Here is a 15,617-nt window from a genome sequence, read left to right as displayed (position 1 = left end):
GGACTCCGCTCCGTCCACGGCGGACGACCACTTCGGCGGCCGGGGACGGGCAGGAAATTACGAGCTGGCCCAGTCCATCCCGAGTCCGGCGAGGGCTTCGAGCTGCGCCCGGTCGAGCTGGTCGCGCCGCTGGCGCTGGTTGGCCAGCCATACCCCAGTGCTGCGCGAAGACATCGTCGCGCTGGGCGGTGTCTTTCGTATCAGGCCGGGGGCGAAACGCTTTTCTCTCATGATCATCAAGCACAGAATGCTCTGCATGACGATGACACGGGTGATCACACAGCAGGCCATCGGCGGCTCCGACGTGCTGGAACTCGCCGAGATACCCCTTCCCTGACCGGGCCTCGGCGAGGTCCTGGTGCGCGTACGGGCCACCGGCATGAACCCTGCGGACTGGAAGGTCCGCGTCGGCAACGGCAGATCGGGTCCGAGGCCGAACGCCGTCCCCCGCCGCAGCCCCCGGAGCGGCTCATCGAGCACACGTCATCGGCATCGGCCGGCCCGCCGCCCGCGTGCGCGCCGGAGGCTGCTGGGACACCCGCACCCGCTGCAAACCCGCCACTACCGACCACGCCCGCCGTGCACTCGCCGAGGGCGTCCCCGCGTGCCCCCTCTGCCGCCCCGACATCGCCCGCGGAGTGCTGGAATGAGCCTATGGAGCCAGGGTGAAGGGATGAGACCCGACCTGCGCGTGATCGTCTATCCGCCCGAGGACCAGGGCGGTCGCCGCGTCGCCGGCGAAGCCCTCGGCCGTGCGACGAGCGTGGGCGGCATCTTCGAGTTCCTGTGCCAGGGGCAGGCGTTCCAGCTCTGCGCAACAAATACAAGGCGGACTTGGTGACACTCGTCGCCCCGAAGTACACGGGGGCCGGTGGCATGGCGCGCCGCGTCGATCTCTCAGCCCAGACAGCCGGACAGGCGTACAACGTGATCGCCGTCGGCAAGCTCCCTGTCATGGGCATGGCCCACGAGATCGGCCACACCATGGGCGCGGTCCACGACTGGAAGACGCCTCGGAGGATGACGTGGTCTCCCCCGCGCGGGGGAGACCACCGTCCCGCTCTCGTTCCACAGGGCCGTCTGAGTTGGTCGCGCAGGCTGATGAAGCCTGTCTGGCTGCGCGTGACCATGTGTGGCATGAGCATTCAAACGACCGACTCGACGGTCATCTCCGCAGCGGCGCCGCCCCGTTGGGCTGTATGGGCTGCGCATCTGACGACATGGGTGGTCCTGCCGAGCGGACTGTGGCGCATTGCCCTGGTGCTCGGATACCCCGCTGGGTACAGCGACGTTGGCTTTGAGAGCTTCCAGACAGTCGGCGCGAAGGTATGGATGCTGTCACTCAGCGTGCTCTGCGAGCTCGCAGCCTTCCTCACGATCGGTCTGGTACGGCCGTGGGGCGAGGTCGTGCCCCACTGGATACCGCTGATCGGAGGGCGAACAGTCCGCCCCATGGCCGCCGTGGTGCCTGCCGCCCTCGGCGCGGCCGCAAGAGCTTCGCCTGGACCGAGTACCGCGACCTCCTCGTCGCAGCCCACCAGCAGCTGGACGGGCCGATCGTCCTCATCTGGGACAACTTAAACGTCCACAAGGACCGCCGTACGCGGGCCTTCATCGACGCACAGGACTGGATCACCGCCTACCACCTGCCGCCCTATGCACCCCACCTCAACCCGGTGGAAAGCATCTGGTCGGTACTCCGCCGGACCAGCCAGGCCAATACCGCCTTCACCGACCCCGACCACCTCATCAGCCGACTACGACATGGCCTCCGCCAGATCCAGTACCGCAGCGACATCATCAACGGATGCCTCACCGCGACCGGCCTCACACTCACGACACCACGCCCACAACCTCAGTAATCCGGTTTGCCCCGGTTGAGCTTGGCGCGATGGGTCTGGCGATAGGCGCGGGGCGTCGTTGCGGTCAGGGCGCGGAAGTGGCGGCGCAGGGCGACTGGTGAGGAGAAGCCGGTGCGGGCGGCGATTTGTTCGACGGGCGTCTCGGTTTCCCTGAGCAGCCGCTGGGCCTCTTTGATGCGGGCATGAAGCAAGTACTGGAGGGGGGTGTGACCGGTATGGATGCGGAAGCGACGGGTCAGGCTGCTCGTGCTGGTGCGTGCGTGCCCGGCGATGTCCGTGAGGGTCACGTCTTGGTCGAGCTGGGTCTCCAGCCACCGCAGCGTCGGTTCGAGGCCGGCGTTGTCCATGATCTGCTGTTCGATGGTGTCCTGAACCCTGTCCGCATCGAGCTGCAGTGGTGTGATCAGCTCCCGGGCGGTCTCTCCCGCCACGCGGGCACCGTGGTCACTGCGGAGAATGTGCAGACAGATGTCCAGTCCGCCGAAGATCCCCGCGGCTGTGAGGAAAGGGCCGTCCTCGACCACGGCGCCGAGCGGGTCAACTGTGATCCCCGCATGGTGCGCAAGTTCCGCGGTGTGCCGCCAGCCGGTTGTGGCGCGGCGTCCGTCCAGCAGGCCGGTCGCCGCGAGGGCGAGCACACCTGTGCCGACACCTGCGACACGGATTCCCCGGCCGACCGCCGCGCGCAATGCGGTGTGAACGGCTTTCGGCACGTCGCCGCGGTGGCCGGGGGGTCCGGTGATCAGTACGACATCCGCGCCCGCGAGGCCATCGAGGCCCCAGGGCGGGATGATACGTACGGGATCGGGAGAGGAGACGACCCGGGGACCGGCGGCGGCGCAGAGTCGCACCTCGTACGCCACCCCCGGATGGCCACGGGACGCCGCCCCGAACACGAGTCCGGGGGTCGTGAGGTGAGGGCCTGGTACCTCGTCGAGCGCGAGGACAGCGATGACTGACACGTTCGGAATATAGCCAGGCCGGGCGAGGGTACCGCCGTCAGGGATCCCGGCTGCTCCTCGGATCTGCCTACCGGGTCAGCCGGACTTGTCGATCGTCTTGCGGATCCAGTTCACGTACACCGGCACATTGGTGTAGAGGCCCGGCCCCGAAGAGCAGGCCGGGTCGTTGTCACCGTCGCCCGATGTTGTACCGATGAGTTCCCAGCGGCCGTTCCTGGCGCGCTGCAGCTGCGGGCCGCCGGAGTCACCGTTGCAGGCCATGGCATCCGGCTTGGTGCTCACCGTGCACAGCCTGGTTTCCCCCGCACGATCGAAGCACTCGGCTTCGGATCCTCTGCGCGTGTCCAACTGCTGTAGCCGCTCCGGGAAAACCCAGTCCTTCGGGGACTCGGCGCCGACGACGGTTCCGAAGCCGAGAATCCGCGTGGGCGTGCCGACCGGGCCCGCCTGCTGTGCGATCCGGATGGGCTCTTGGCTGACCGGACGGTCCAGACGCACCAGCGCGAGGTCGTTCTGGTTGGGTGCGCCGGCCTTGCCCTGGGCGTAGCCCGGGTGCATGACGACCTTGTCGATCTTGCGGACGGTACCGCCTGACGTGCGGTGCTCGCTGCCGATCCGGACCGGCCCATCCGGACTCACCCCGAGAGTCGGGTCCACACAGTGACCGGCCGTGAGTACCCATTGCCGGTCGATCAGCGTGGCCCCGCAGGGAGCCTTCAACACCACCCCGTCCTCAAGAGTGGCGGACAGGGGGATCGACGCCATGAAGGAGTAACGCTGCGTCGAATCCTCACCGTTGACTACAGCACTCGCGCTGCCGGTCATCAACGTCGCTCCGAGCACGGCGGCCGCGCCGGCTGCGGCCGCAGCGCGCACCGTCAGACCGCGTCGGCGCGCGGGACGGGGATCAGGGATGGGCCTGTGAACAGGGGAGGGGCGCATATCAGTCCTCTCGGAAGGGAAACAGGAAGGACACGGTCCAGGCGGCTCCACGCCCCCGGCCTCCGTGCTGATCCCCATCCTCCGGGCCGGCCCCCGCGCGAAAACAGCCGTTCGAATGTCACTCTCGGCTAAATTCGGGACATGTCACTGATCGCTGTTCTGGTACTCGACGGAGTCCCGGGGCACCAGCTCACCACCCCTGGCCTGGCATTCAACGCCGCCGCCCGGAATCACCCATGGGTCGACTACGACGTACGGATCTGTGCCGCGCCGGGCTTCGAGAGCACGGGAGACCCCGCCCCCTTCCGTATCGAGACACCGTGGGGTCTGGAGGGGCTACTGGACGCCGACACGGTGCTGGTGCCCGGATGCGCGGGCTTCCGGGACGAACCCCCGCCCGCCGTGACCGAAGCCCTGCGTGCCGCTGCCGCGCGGGGCTGCCGCGTCGGCGCGATCGGTACCGGTACGTTCGTCCTCGCCGCCACCGGTCTGCTCGACGGACGGCGCGCCGCCACCAGCCGCCGGCACACCGAGGAGCTGGCGCGCCTGCACCCGCACATCGAGGTCGACCCCGACGGAGCCGTCGTGGAGGACGGCCCCTTCCACAGCGCAGCCGGGGTCCTGGGGGGCCTCGACCTGTGTCTCCACCTGATCACTCTCGACCATGGCCAATCCGTGGTCATCGAAACGGAGCGACAGGCGTTCCTCCAGCTCCACCCCATGGCCGCCGACCCCGCCGGTGACGTCGAAGCCACCGTTCCCGCTGCCTCGGATGGCAGCCTCGATGAGGTGATCCGGTGGATGGAGGCCAACCTCCAGGATCCGCTGACCCTCGCCGAAATCGCCGACCGCTCGGGGCTCGGTGTACGGACACTGACCCGGCGCTTCCGCAGTGAGACCGGCCTCAGCCCGCTCCAGTTCCTGCTCCGCGCCCGTATCCAGCTCGCTCAGCGGCTCCTGGAGCGCACCGACGACCCCATCGAGCGCATAGCCGCCCGCACCGGTCTCGGCACATCGGCGAACCTGCGGCACCACTTCCATCGCTGCACCGGCACAGCCCCGGGAATCTACCGCACCGCTTTCCGCTCCCTTGCTGCTGCCCTCACCTGGGCCGAGCGGGACGAGGCCGACCGCCCTTGAGGGGCGCCACGGTGGCGCCGAAGCCACTCTCTCGCGATCGAAACCAGAGGCAGCGACCACGCCGGTTCACGCCTCGGCGAGAGAAATGCACTGCCCGTCCTCGTCATGGCGCCGGATCCATGGACAATCCAACAGCGCATAACAGAAGTTCGACGGGCACCGTGCCCTGCTGTTCACCCCGCCCGCCCCGGGCGGCCAGGTCCTGATCCAGACCCGCCGCGGCTCCCTGGTGCAGGACCGTTTCCCCGACCTGGTCGCGGCCGCACTGGACCAGCTGCCGCCCGGCCTGGTCCTCGATGGCGAACTCCTGGTCTGGGACCCCGAGGCCGGCGCCTTGTCCTTCGAGGCGTTGCAGCGCCGGGCGGCCGCCCGCGCCCGCGGCGCCGCCATCCTCGCCGCGGCCTTCCCGGCCTACTTCGTGGCGTTCGACGTCCTTCAGGTCGACGGCGTCGAGACGATGACCCTGCCCTACCGAGAACGCCGCCGGCGCCTCGAAGTGCTCTTCTCCGCCCACGCCCTGACAGCCCCGTGGACGCTTTGCCCGCAGACCACCGACCTGTCGACAGCACAGGAATGGCTTCAGGCCTGGACCGACGTATCAGGCGTCGAAGGCCTGGTCATCAAACCCCTGACCAGCAAATACCTCCCGAACTACCGCGGCTGGACCAAGGTCCGCCGCCGCGACACCACCGAAGCGATCATCGGCGCGATCAGCGGCACCCTGACCCGCCCCCAGCTCCTCGTCCTCGGCCCCGCTACGACGACACCGGCCGCCTACGGGCGGTGGGCCGTACCGTCGCGCTGCGCCCGGAGCAGGCACGCTTGGTCGCGGAGCGCCTGGCGGCCGCCGAGCCCGGGCACCCGTGGACCGGGTGCGCTTCGCCGCGTCGTGGGGCTCCCGCGATGTCCTGGACGCCATCCTGGTGCGCCCGGATGCGGTGGCGGAGATCAGTGCTGACCGGTCCGTGGACCGCGGCGGGGTCTTGGCCGACTGCGCACGGCCTTCGGAGAGGGAGGTCAGCCCGCCTCGACGTAGGCGACCAGGACGAGCGTGCCGAGGGCGGTCGGCACGTACAGGATCCGAACCCGGTCCCCGCGGTGCTCACGGATCGCGCCGTGCTTCGAGGGGACGCCGATATCGGGATTCCTGGAGATGGCCACCAGCGCGGGGTCCAGTCGAAGGCGCTCGGCCTCTGACATCTTCTCGATCTGCTCCTGCGCCACGTCGTAGAAGACGATGCGGGCGCGCTTCGGGGCGTGCCGCCCCATCAGGCGACGTTCGAGGTCGGAGCGGAATCGTCGAGCGGGGGCTGACCGAGATTCTCGCGCAGGTCCTCCCAAGGGATGACGCGGTCCAGGTCGACACCCTCGCCGGCCAGCCGCTCCAGGACGTAGGCGATCTGCGGGTCGCCGTCAGCCATCTCCCGCGCGTCGGCCCGCAGGGCCTCCTGCTCGGCTGGGTCGAAGACGATCCGCATCACGGCCTCCAAGTGATAGGTGCTGCATCGAGGCTAGCGCAGGAGCACTGTGCCGGAAGCCGGAAGGCGAAGAGGATGCGGACCTGCCGGAGCACGGGCCCAACCCGCGGCGACCAGATACGAAAAGCAGCCGGCGCCCACTTCCGCCGAAGCGGGTGGCAAGGGCGCCGGCCAACCGAAAACACACTCCACAGGAGACCCGAGAGATGTATCTCGCTTCCGAGTCTATCCGTACGACGCGCCGTTCCGGAGCCGATCCACTTGCCAACGGTGATGTAAGGTGGATAGCTTTTCCCGCTCCAGCGCCCGGCGGGCCTGGGCCTGCCAGGACCGGCCGTGCCGCTTCAGCAGCCGCCGCACCGTCGCAACCGACAGCCTCATCCGGAATCGGCGACCGATCACGGCCTGGACGCGGGCCAGGGTCCAGCGCTGATCCTCGAACCCGTGCGCGGCCGGTCCTCTGCCCAACTCCTGCTCCAACAAGGCGAACTGGTCGTCCGACAGCTTCGGGACACTCGCTGGACCCGATGAGCGCAGCGCGTCCTCGCCGCCTTCCCGCCAGGCCCGCCGCCAACGCTCGACCGACCGCTCGCTGACCCGAAGGTCAGGGGCGATCACCACAGTCCTCTCACCGGCCTCAAACCGGGCACCGGCCTGAAGGCCTCGCGGGCGAGGAGCACAAGAGATGTCCGTCACGACAGACAGTCCAGCCTCCCCAACCGGGGCACTGAAACCGCCTGCACACAGGATGAAGAACCCCAGCCGATGCGCGGCTGGGGTCCTCGGTGCGGTGAGTATCGGTCAGCAGGTGGAGTTGCCCGCGCCGTAGACAGCTCGTCTACGCGTCGGCGGACCGCACCCCATCGCGATCGCCGTGGATCAGGCGGGTCAGCGCTGCAGGGTGAGCAGGCCCGGCCGGTACGGCAGTTTCAGGTAGTCGGTGCCCGCCGGTGTGTTGGTGGGGAGGCCCTGGTAAAGGAACTGCAGGTTGCAGGGATCGATGGTCTTGGTCTGGTCAGGGTTGTTGCGGACCAGGTCGCCGTGGCTGACGCCCTTGGCCCAGGTGGAACCGCTGTTGGCCTGGCCCGCGAAGGGGCTGCTCTCGCTGCCGGCCTGGACGGCCCACGGACCGTTCAGGCTGGAGGCGGTGAACGAGCGGAAGTAGCGGTTCGTACCCTGCGCCTCAACGATCATGAGGTACTGGTTCTGGCCCTGGACCTTGTAGACCTCCGGCGCCTCGAACAGAAGGTCCGTTGTGTCGCTCATGACCGTCGTGTACGAGGAGCCGAAGCTGCTGGGGAAGTTCCCGATCGGCATGCTGGCCCGGTAGATCTTGCCGTTGTCAGCGGCGAAGAACAGGTACATGTTCTGGTCATCGGCGATCATGGTCGGGTCGATCGGGGCGTCCTTCTGGCCCTGGGGGCCGACGGGGAGGCTGCCGGTGAACAGCGGCTGCGAGGCGGACCAGCCGTTGGGGTTGGTGGGGTCGCTGGACGTGCGGTAATAGAGCGGCCACTGACTCCACTGGGACACCATCACCCAGACGTTCTTGGGCGCGAAGTAGAACACTTCGGGCGCCACCGCGGGATCGTTCATCCCGGTCTGGGTGGCCGTCGCCATGTCCGACCAGTTCGTGAAGGGACTGAACCCCGTCGAGCCCCACGACGTTCCGGTGGAGGTCGTCCCGTAGACCAGGTGCTTGCCGTTGTACGTGGTGGTGCTGAAGTCCTTCAACGCGACCTGCCCGTTCGCCGGCTCCGCCAGCGGACCCGTCGATGTCCAGCGGTAGGTCGACGGAAGAGCGCACGTGCCGGTGCCGACGTCGGCGACGGGGACGAGCTGCCACTGCTGGTTGCTGCCGCCCCAGTCGGCGTACTGGACGATCTTGCCGCCGTCGGCGGTGGAGGCGCTCTGGACCTCGAGGGCCTTGCTGCTGTGGCGGTTCAGGAGGCGGACGTAGCCGCCGGCGGAGTCGGCGAGGCGGAACTGCTGGTTGGTCGCGTTGAGGTCGCTCCACTGGACGACGTCGGTGCCGTCGGCCGAGGACCAGTTGTAGTCGTCCAGGACCTTGCCGGAGTTACGGTTCTGCAGGCGGTAGTAGCCGCTGCCGGAGTCCAGGAAGCGCCACTGCTGGGCTTCGTTGCTGGAGCGGGTCCACTGGACGACTGGCGAGCCGTCGGCGGTGGCGAAGTTGTAGTCGTCCAGCGCCTTGCCGCTGTTGCGGTTCACCAGCACGTACCACTTGCCGGTGTCGACCGAGGCAGCCGAGGCGGACGACGGGTTCACCATCGCCAGGAAGCCGGCCACGAAGACCATCGAGAGCAGGGCGGCCATCCGCGGCCGCCATCCTCGCCGTGTCGAGGTTCGTGGAGCTGTACCGAGAGCGTTCATCTGCACCCTCCTAGGGGCGACTTGGGCAGGGGGCGGTCCTTCTTGGTGCGTGCGTGCGTGCGTGCGGACCGGGCACGGCACGTCCGAGGCGGCGGCAAGACGTGACCCCTGCGGGGTGGGGGCACCGGATCTCCGGCGCATTGTTAGCGCTAACAATTTGAAAGTCGAACATCTGGTGTGTTCACGGAGAAGACCATGGGGCATGAGAGGTCGTCAAGTACCGTGCCGCAATCTGTCGGATACTGAAGCGCCATCAGAATCTCTTACCTGTCAGAGTTGTTGACGGGATCGGTGTGAGCGCTCACACTCTTCGGCGCGGGCGGCAGTTACTGAGGTTTTCAGGGTGGTCGGTGGGTCGAGTGTCAGGTCGGTGGCGGCGAGGCAGCCGTTGATCAGGTGGGGCCGGAGTTGGATTCTGCGTAACACGCGGCGGAGTGTGCGGTCGAGGTCGTCGGGTCTGTCCGAGCTGGTCGAGGAACAGCCGGGCCAGGTGGCGCGCGCTGACTCCCGCGTGCGCGGCGAGCGCGGTGGCGGCGAGGTCGTCGCCGAGGACCGTGACCACACCGCTCGTACCAACGTCTCTGCCTGACTCTGCCTGACTGGGCATGGGAGCGCGCAGATGTCCGCCAAGCCCTCCGCACCCGCGATAGCGGCACCGTGTTCCGTCACGGCCGGCAGTACAGCAGGGCCAGCCAGGCGCGCATCTCGGCTGCCGTCGGCATGACGCAGGCCCCCGTCAACGCCATGGACAGCAAGGTGTCCCTCAGGAAGATCTTGGCACTCCGCCCGGTGGAGCGCTCGAGCTGACTCGCCAGTTCCTGGCGGGCGGTCGATGTCCTCGCACACCCGATTGAGCCTTTCCGGGGTCGTGCCGGGTGACGATCAGACGGGCGTGGGCTGTCGCCCGTCAGGGTGTTGTGGAGCCTGGCCAGATGGCCGAGGCGTCGTCGCGGTGCGGGTCGGGCAGCCGGATCGGGCGGACAGGGATGGTGCGTTCGCGGCCTTCGGTGGCGGCCGTCCACGGGGCGGGGTGCCCGGAGTAGCACAGGGTGGTCAGGACGAAGAGGCCGTCGGCGTAGACCTCGACGTACTCGCCAATGGTGAGGATGCGCAGCGTGGCGGCGGGTTCGGTCAGGACGGTCTCGCCGAGCCGGGTCCCCTCGGGGCCGGTGACCCAGAGGTTCTTGCCGTCGCAGCCGACAACGAGGGCGGGGCTGCCGTCCGGGGAATCGGTGCGGAGAATAACGTCGACGGGCCCGGTGAGGCCGATGTCGCCGACTGCGTGCGGGGCGGGGTGCTCCGTTTCCTCGCCGAGCCAGACGTCCAGGCCGGGCCACCATTCCAGGCGGGGCGTCGAACCGTCCAGCATGACAAGGGACTTGGGCTGGGCGAGCATCCCGCGGCAGGTCTCGCCGGAGTCAGTGAGGCCGACCCGGCGAGGCGTAGTGTGCAGCACGACGCGGGAGCCATCGGGCGCGACGATGACGCGCGGGGCGTAGGCGCCGGCCGGGCCGAGGGGACCGCGGCGGGTCCAGGGCCCGCGCAGGCTGGGGGCGGTCCACGACTCGAAGCCGCGGGTCGCGCCGATGGAGCCGAGCAGCAGCCAGCTTCCGTCGTCGAGGCGTTCCAGGACCGGGCACTCCAGTTCATCGACGTCACCGGGGGAGATGAGCGGCGGATGGACGGTCCAGTGCTCCAGGTCCGCCGAGGTGGCCAGGGCGACACAGCCGCTGACCTCCACCGGGAGGGAGGCGTCGCTGGCGCAGACGACCATGACCCAGCCGTCCGACGCGTCATCGCGTACGACGAACGGGTCACGCCAGGCCATCTTCTCGCTGGTGCGGTACCAGCGCGGGTCCGCCTCGACGACCGGCCTGGTGCCATGGCGGCGCCAACCGGTGCCGTCCGTGCGGTCCGAGTACGCCAGTCCGACCGACTGGACCGGCCAGCCGCCCGGTGTGAGACCGAAGACGCCGGTGTAGAACATCGTCATTGCGTCGCCGTGCCGGATGGGGTGCATGGTCCACACGGCCTGCTGGTCGAAGCGGCCGGGCAGGCCGTTGCCGAAGGCGGTGCCCTGGGGCTGCCAGTGGACCAGGTCGGTGGAGGTTGCCCGGCCGTAGGAGGTCTCCATCCGCAGATGATCGAACTCCGTTGTCCAGGGCCCCTGCAGGTGCAGCACCGCGTATGTGCCGTCCTCGTCCCGCAGGAGGGCGAAGTCGTTCACGCAGAGGCCGGGCGGGGCGTATCGCATGCACATTCCTGTCGGCTCACAGCGCCCAAACGTATGCGCTGATGCTTGATAACAAAAAGGTCTCTCAAGGGTCAGCCCAAGTAAATCCGAACGCAAACGCTTGCGCAACAACGAGGGCGGGTTTACGGTCACGTCACCTGCAGATCACATCGACGTGAAACCAACGGGAGGGAATGCGCCGTGACGGCCAGCATCACCGATGTCGCCCGCGCCGCCGGAGTCTCGACGTCCACCGTGTCCCGCGCGCTGCGCGGACGGCCGGGCGTGTCCGAGGAGGTGCGGACGCAGATCGCGGCCCTCGCCGCCCAGCTCGGCTACACCGCCTCGCGTTCCGCGTCGAGCCTGGCCAGCGGGCGCACCTTCACCATCGGGGTCGTGGTCCCGTACGTGGGCCGCTGGTTCTTCGGCACCGTGCTGGACGCCGCCGAGCAGGTCTTCAGCGCCGCCGGGTACGACGTGCTGCTGTACAACCTGGGATCGCCGGAGACACGCAAGCGTTTCTTCACCAAGCTGCCGGTCCGCAAGCGGGTGGACGCCGTGCTGTCGCTCCTCATCCCTGACGAGGAGGAGTCGGCTGCACTGCGTTCACTCGGGGTGCCGCTGGCCACCACGGTCGGCGGAGCCCGGCTCGGCTTCACCGTCGTCGGCATCGACGACCGGGCCGGAACGGAGAGCGCCGTACGCCACCTGGTGAACCTCGGTCACCGACGGATCGGGATGATCAGCGGGTCCAGTGGGCCGCTGCACTGGACCACCCCCGTCGAAAGGCGCAGCGCCTACCTGGACGTCCTGACCGATGCGGGGATAGAGCACGATGCGGCCCTGGAAGCGGACGGCGACTACACCGTCGAGGGCGGTGAGCGGGCCATGACCGAGCTGCTGGCTGTCTCCCGCCCGCCGACTGCCGTGTTCGCGCAGTCGGATGAGATGGCGATGGGCGCACTGCGCGCCCTGCGCCGCCACCGGCTGAAGGTGCCGGACGACGTGTCCGTCGTCGGCTTCGACGACCACGAACTCGCCGACGTGGTCGGACTGACCACCGTCGCCCAGCCGGTTGCCGACCAGGGCGCCGAGGCCGCCCGGCTGCTGCTGCGGCAACTGGACGAACCCGACGCCGAGCCGCCGGGGCTGGTGCAGATGCCCATCCGTCTCGTCCTGCGCGAGACCACCGCCCCGCCGCGCCTGCGCGGCCCGAGGTAACCCCCCCCGAGCGCCGCACCCCCACGCCCCGGAACGCTCCCCCCGCACTTCGAACCCTCGCCACAGCACGGAGGCACAAACCATGAGCTCGACCAACAGAAAGTACCGCCGTACCGTCCGTACGGGCCTGGCCCTCGCTCTCCCCGTGGTGGCGCTGGCCGCCTGCGGCTCGGGCGGCGGCACCGATGCCTCCGCCGAGGCCGGAAGCGGCAAGGGCACCATCAGCGTCTGGGCCCACCAGGGCCAGAAGAACGAGGCCAGTGCGCTGCAGAACGCGGTGAAGTCCTTCAACTCCTCGCAGGGCGACATCAAGGTCGACTTGAAGCTGATCCCCGAGGCCGACTACACCAAGACCATCACGGCCACCGACGCCTCCAAGCTGCCGGACGTGATGGAGTTCGACGGCCCGACCATGGCGAACTTCGTCTACAACAAGAAGCTCGCCCCCATCGACACGCACGTCTCCACCGAGACCATGGACAACGCCACCGACGCGAGCAAGGCGCAGGGCGAGGTCGGCGGCAAGCACTACGGCCTGGGCATGTTCGACTCCGGCCTGGGGATCTACGGCAACAAGAAGCTGCTCGACGCGGCCGGGGTGAAGTACCCGACCAGCCTGTCCAATGACTGGACGGCGACGGAGTTCACCGCCGCGCTGGGGGCGCTGAAGGCCATGGACACCGACGGCAAGACCCTCGACCTCCAGGAGACCGGCGGCTACGCCAACGAGTGGGGCACCTACGGTTTCGCCCCGGTCGTCTGGTCCGCGGGAGGTTCCCTCCTCAAGGACGGCAAGGCGGAAGGCGCCCTCGACACCCCGGCAGTCATCTCGGCCATGAAGACCTTCCAGTCCTGGAAGACGTATGTCGACCCCAACACCGACGGCAACGCCTTCGCCAAGGGCCGCGTCGCCCTGAGCTGGGTCGGCCACTGGATGTACCCCGCCTACAGCGAGGCCCTCGGCGACGACCTCGTCGTACTGCCGCTGCCCGACTTCGGCAACGGCCCCAAGACCGGCCAGGGCTCCTGGGCCTGGGGCATCGGCGCCGACAGCAAGAACGCCAAGGCCGCCGGCACGTTCCTGGACACCCTCCTGAACGACGCCAACATCACCGCCATGACGACGGCCAACGGGGCGGTGCCCGCCACCAAGACCGCGCTCGACAAGAGCGAGCTCTACAAGCAGGGCGGCCCGCTCCAGCTCTACGCCGACCAGCTCGCCAAGCCCTGCGGCGACAAGGACATCACCAAGTCCTGCGTCGCCGTCACCCGCCCGGTGACCGCCGGCTACCCCCTGGTCACCTCGAAGTTCAGCGAGGCCCTGAACTCCATCTACGGTGGCGCCGACCCCGAGAGCGCTCTGCAAAAGGCCGCCCGCGCCATCGACCAGGACTTCTCCGACAACGCCGGCTACAAGATCCCGTAGGACCCATCGGCCCGGGCGGCCGCGGCTGCCGCGCCCACCCCGCCAGGAACAGGACCCTCCCGTGACATCCGTGGAACCCGCGCACGCCGCGCCGCCCGGCCCGGAGCAGGCCTCATCCGTGACATCCGTGACATCCGTGACATCCGCGCGATCGACGCGATCAGCGCGGCCGGGCCGCAAGAACCGTGACTGGCTGCACGGACTACTCATGTCCGCCCCGGCCGCCGTCGGACTGATCGTCTTCGTCGGTGTGCCGTTCGGCTACGCCGTGGTGCTCTCCTTCTACAACGTCCGCCTCGGCTCCCCGCTGGAGCCCAGCTTCTTCGGCTTGGAGCAATACCGGAGGCTGTTCACCGACCCCGACCTGTCCGGCCCGTTCCTGCGGGCCCTGCTCAACAACCTGACCTTCGCCGTGTTCGTCGTACCCGTGCAGACGGCCCTGGCACTGGCCCTGGCGATCCTGCTCAACCGCAAGCTCAAGGCCATCGGATTGTTCCGGTCGCTCTTCTTCATGCCGGTCGTCTTCCCCATGGCGCTGGTCGCCGTGATCTGGCGGCTCATACTGGCCCGCAGTGACCAGGGCATGCTCAACTCCGCGCTGGACGCGGTGAGTTTCGGCAACTGGGGCGCCTTCGACTGGCTCGGCGACTCCGCCACCGCGATGGCCTCGATCGTCGTGCTGTCCATCTGGCAGGGCGTCGGCTTCCAGATGGTCATCCTGCTCGCCGGCCTCCAGCAGATCCCGGGTGAGCTCTACGAGGCCGCCGAACTCGACCGCGCCAGTCGTTGGCAGCAGTTCCGCCACGTCACCCTGCCCGGCATCCACTCCACCCTCGTCTTCGTTGCGATGCTCACCTCGGTGCTCTCCTTCCGGGTCTTCGACCAGGTGTACGTCCTCGTCCGCGGGGGCGGTCTGGATGAGGACGCCACCCGCACCGTGATGTACCAGGCCGTCACCACCGCCTTCGACCAGAACAACATCGGCCAGGCGTCCGCGATCACCGTCGTCTTCTTCCTGATCGTCGTCGTCCTGACCCTCATCCAGCGCCGCGTCGTCCGGCCCGGAAACGAGGACTGACTCATGGGCACGACCCCTACGCCCCTGCGCCGCTTCATGGACTACGCCGTACTCAGCGTGCTGGCCTCCGTCTTCGTGCTACCGGTGATCTACCTGTTCCTGGGCAGCCTCAAGCCGTCCGACGAGATCCTGAACGGTCTCTCCGGCTTCCTCCCGACCGACCTGTCCTTCGACAACTACTCCGCCGTCCTGAGCAGCCTCAACTCCGACAGCACCGGCTATTTCTGGCGCTTCATGGGCATCTCGCTGCTGCTGGCGTTCGTGGTCGTGACGGGCGGCCTGTTCGTCAACTCGATGGCCGCGTACGGGCTGTCACGGCTGAAGTGGCGCGGACGCGAAGTCGTCTTCACGCTCATTCTGCTGCTGATGTTGGTCCCGTTCGAGTCGGTGGCCGTCCCGCTCTTCTACATGTTCAACGACCAGCGCAACACCCTCTACATCCTGGCGCTCCCCTTCATCGCCAACGCCTTCTCGGTCTATCAGTTCCACACGTTCTTCCGCTCGATCCCACCGAGCATCGAGGAAGCTGCCCGGATCGACGGCGCGGGCCCCTGGCGCACCTTCTTCGCGATCATCGTCCCGATGAGCAAGCCGGCCTTCGCCTCAGTGGCGATCCTGACCTTCCTTATCCAGTGGGGCTCGTTCCTGTGGCCGGTGCTGATGGTCTCCGACCCATCGGTCCGCCCGCTGCCGCTGGAGATGAGCGTCTTCCAGGGCCAGCAGCCCCCGGACTGGGGCCAGATCCTCGCCTTCGGCGTCCTGCTGGTCCTACCGGTGCTGATCGTCTTCGCGTTCTTCCAGCGGTGGTTCGTCCAAGGCGTGGCCAGCTCTGCGGTCAAGGGCTGAGTCCGGCGCGTGTCCATCCGCAAGGTCAAGGACGAACG

At 68.4% G+C, this 15,617-nt stretch carries 18 protein-coding genes and 1 pseudogene; 12 read left to right on the top strand and 7 right to left on the bottom strand.

The window, feature by feature from the left end:
* Positions 1-157 precede the first annotated feature (157 nt).
* From OG509_RS00210 to OG509_RS00190, 5 genes and pseudogenes are all read left to right on the top strand, one after another.
* A complete protein-coding gene (locus tag OG509_RS00210; RefSeq protein ID WP_406179035.1) occupies positions 158-337 on the top strand; it encodes a hypothetical protein in 180 nt (59 codons plus the stop codon).
* Between the two features lie 175 nt (positions 338-512).
* Positions 513-650 (top strand): DUF6233 domain-containing protein, encoded by a 138-nt coding sequence (locus OG509_RS00205; protein ID WP_406179033.1) that lies wholly within the window; start codon positions 513-515, stop codon positions 648-650.
* Between the two features lie 23 nt (positions 651-673).
* Positions 674-841: a hypothetical protein gene (locus OG509_RS00200; RefSeq protein WP_406187848.1), complete on the top strand. Its 168-nt coding sequence runs from the start codon at positions 674-676 to the stop codon at positions 839-841.
* Positions 787-948: pseudogene (locus OG509_RS00195) on the top strand (hypothetical protein); the annotation flags it as partial. The gene OG509_RS00200 and the pseudogene OG509_RS00195, both read left to right, overlap by 55 nt.
* A 446-nt stretch (positions 949-1,394) precedes the next feature.
* A complete protein-coding gene (locus tag OG509_RS00190; RefSeq protein WP_406179031.1) occupies positions 1,395-1,862 on the top strand; it encodes a transposase in 468 nt (155 codons plus the stop codon).
* Here the strand turns inward: OG509_RS00190 and OG509_RS00185 are convergent.
* The gene (locus OG509_RS00185; RefSeq protein ID WP_406179030.1) at positions 1,856-2,824 is read right to left on the bottom strand and encodes a GlxA family transcriptional regulator; all 969 of its coding nucleotides are present in this window, start codon (positions 2,822-2,824) and stop codon (positions 1,856-1,858) included. The genes OG509_RS00190 and OG509_RS00185 overlap by 7 nt on opposite strands.
* Positions 2,825-2,899: 75 nt before the next feature.
* Entirely contained in the window at positions 2,900-3,649 is a 750-nt protein-coding gene (locus OG509_RS00180; RefSeq protein WP_406179028.1) for a S1 family peptidase, read from the bottom strand.
* A gap of 258 nt (positions 3,650-3,907) precedes the next feature.
* On the opposite strand from OG509_RS00180, the gene OG509_RS00175 reads away from it, so the two are divergent.
* Positions 3,908-4,906, top strand: a complete 999-nt coding sequence (locus OG509_RS00175) for a GlxA family transcriptional regulator (protein WP_406179026.1) — start codon at positions 3,908-3,910, stop codon at positions 4,904-4,906.
* A 166-nt stretch (positions 4,907-5,072) separates the two neighbouring features.
* On the top strand, positions 5,073-5,864 hold the full coding sequence (locus OG509_RS00170; RefSeq protein ID WP_406187435.1) for an ATP-dependent DNA ligase: 792 nt from the start codon (positions 5,073-5,075) through the stop codon (positions 5,862-5,864).
* Positions 5,865-5,923: 59 nt separating this feature from the next.
* Here OG509_RS00170 and OG509_RS00165 read toward each other — a convergent pair whose 3' ends face one another.
* From OG509_RS00165 to OG509_RS00150, 4 genes are all read right to left on the bottom strand, one after another.
* On the bottom strand, positions 5,924-6,175 hold the full coding sequence (locus OG509_RS00165; protein ID WP_406179025.1) for a hypothetical protein: 252 nt from the start codon (positions 6,173-6,175) through the stop codon (positions 5,924-5,926).
* The gene (locus OG509_RS00160; protein WP_406179024.1) at positions 6,175-6,384 is read right to left on the bottom strand and encodes a hypothetical protein; all 210 of its coding nucleotides are present in this window, start codon (positions 6,382-6,384) and stop codon (positions 6,175-6,177) included. Before OG509_RS00160 ends, OG509_RS00165 begins: the two co-directional genes overlap by 1 nt.
* Before the next feature lie 225 nt (positions 6,385-6,609).
* Positions 6,610-7,080, bottom strand: a complete 471-nt coding sequence (locus OG509_RS00155; protein ID WP_406179022.1) for a winged helix-turn-helix domain-containing protein — start codon at positions 7,078-7,080, stop codon at positions 6,610-6,612.
* A gap of 192 nt (positions 7,081-7,272) precedes the next feature.
* A complete protein-coding gene (locus OG509_RS00150; protein ID WP_406179021.1) occupies positions 7,273-8,718 on the bottom strand; it encodes a non-reducing end alpha-L-arabinofuranosidase family hydrolase in 1,446 nt (481 codons plus the stop codon).
* Positions 8,719-9,211: 493 nt separating this feature from the next.
* On the opposite strand from OG509_RS00150, the gene OG509_RS00145 reads away from it, so the two are divergent.
* Positions 9,212-9,364, top strand: a complete 153-nt coding sequence (locus OG509_RS00145; protein ID WP_406179019.1) for a hypothetical protein — start codon at positions 9,212-9,214, stop codon at positions 9,362-9,364.
* A gap of 318 nt (positions 9,365-9,682) precedes the next feature.
* Here OG509_RS00145 and OG509_RS00140 read toward each other — a convergent pair whose 3' ends face one another.
* Complete coding sequence (locus OG509_RS00140; protein ID WP_052872400.1) at positions 9,683-11,029, bottom strand: hypothetical protein; 1,347 nt, start codon at positions 11,027-11,029, stop codon at positions 9,683-9,685.
* 180 nt (positions 11,030-11,209) lie between these two features.
* Between OG509_RS00140 and OG509_RS00135 the strand changes: the two genes are divergently transcribed.
* The 4 genes from OG509_RS00135 (at position 11,210) to OG509_RS00120 (ending at position 15,579) form a co-directional block, all read left to right on the top strand.
* Positions 11,210-12,229 carry a LacI family DNA-binding transcriptional regulator gene (locus OG509_RS00135; RefSeq protein ID WP_266613697.1) on the top strand — a complete coding sequence of 340 codons (1,020 nt, stop codon included), beginning with the start codon at positions 11,210-11,212 and terminating at the stop codon, positions 12,227-12,229.
* Positions 12,230-12,311: 82 nt separating this feature from the next.
* A complete protein-coding gene (locus OG509_RS00130) occupies positions 12,312-13,655 on the top strand; it encodes an extracellular solute-binding protein (RefSeq protein ID WP_374776810.1) in 1,344 nt (447 codons plus the stop codon).
* A gap of 61 nt (positions 13,656-13,716) precedes the next feature.
* Positions 13,717-14,733 carry a carbohydrate ABC transporter permease gene (locus OG509_RS00125; protein ID WP_406179018.1) on the top strand — a complete coding sequence of 339 codons (1,017 nt, stop codon included), beginning with the start codon at positions 13,717-13,719 and terminating at the stop codon, positions 14,731-14,733.
* Between the two features lie 3 nt (positions 14,734-14,736).
* Positions 14,737-15,579, top strand: a complete 843-nt coding sequence (locus OG509_RS00120) for a carbohydrate ABC transporter permease (RefSeq protein WP_406179016.1) — start codon at positions 14,737-14,739, stop codon at positions 15,577-15,579.
* Positions 15,580-15,617 lie beyond the last annotated feature (38 nt).

This window comes from Streptomyces sp. NBC_01006 (assembly GCF_045162725.1).
Taxonomy (GTDB): domain Bacteria; phylum Actinomycetota; class Actinomycetes; order Streptomycetales; family Streptomycetaceae; genus Streptomyces.
This window is presented reverse-complemented; position numbering and strand designations above follow the sequence as displayed.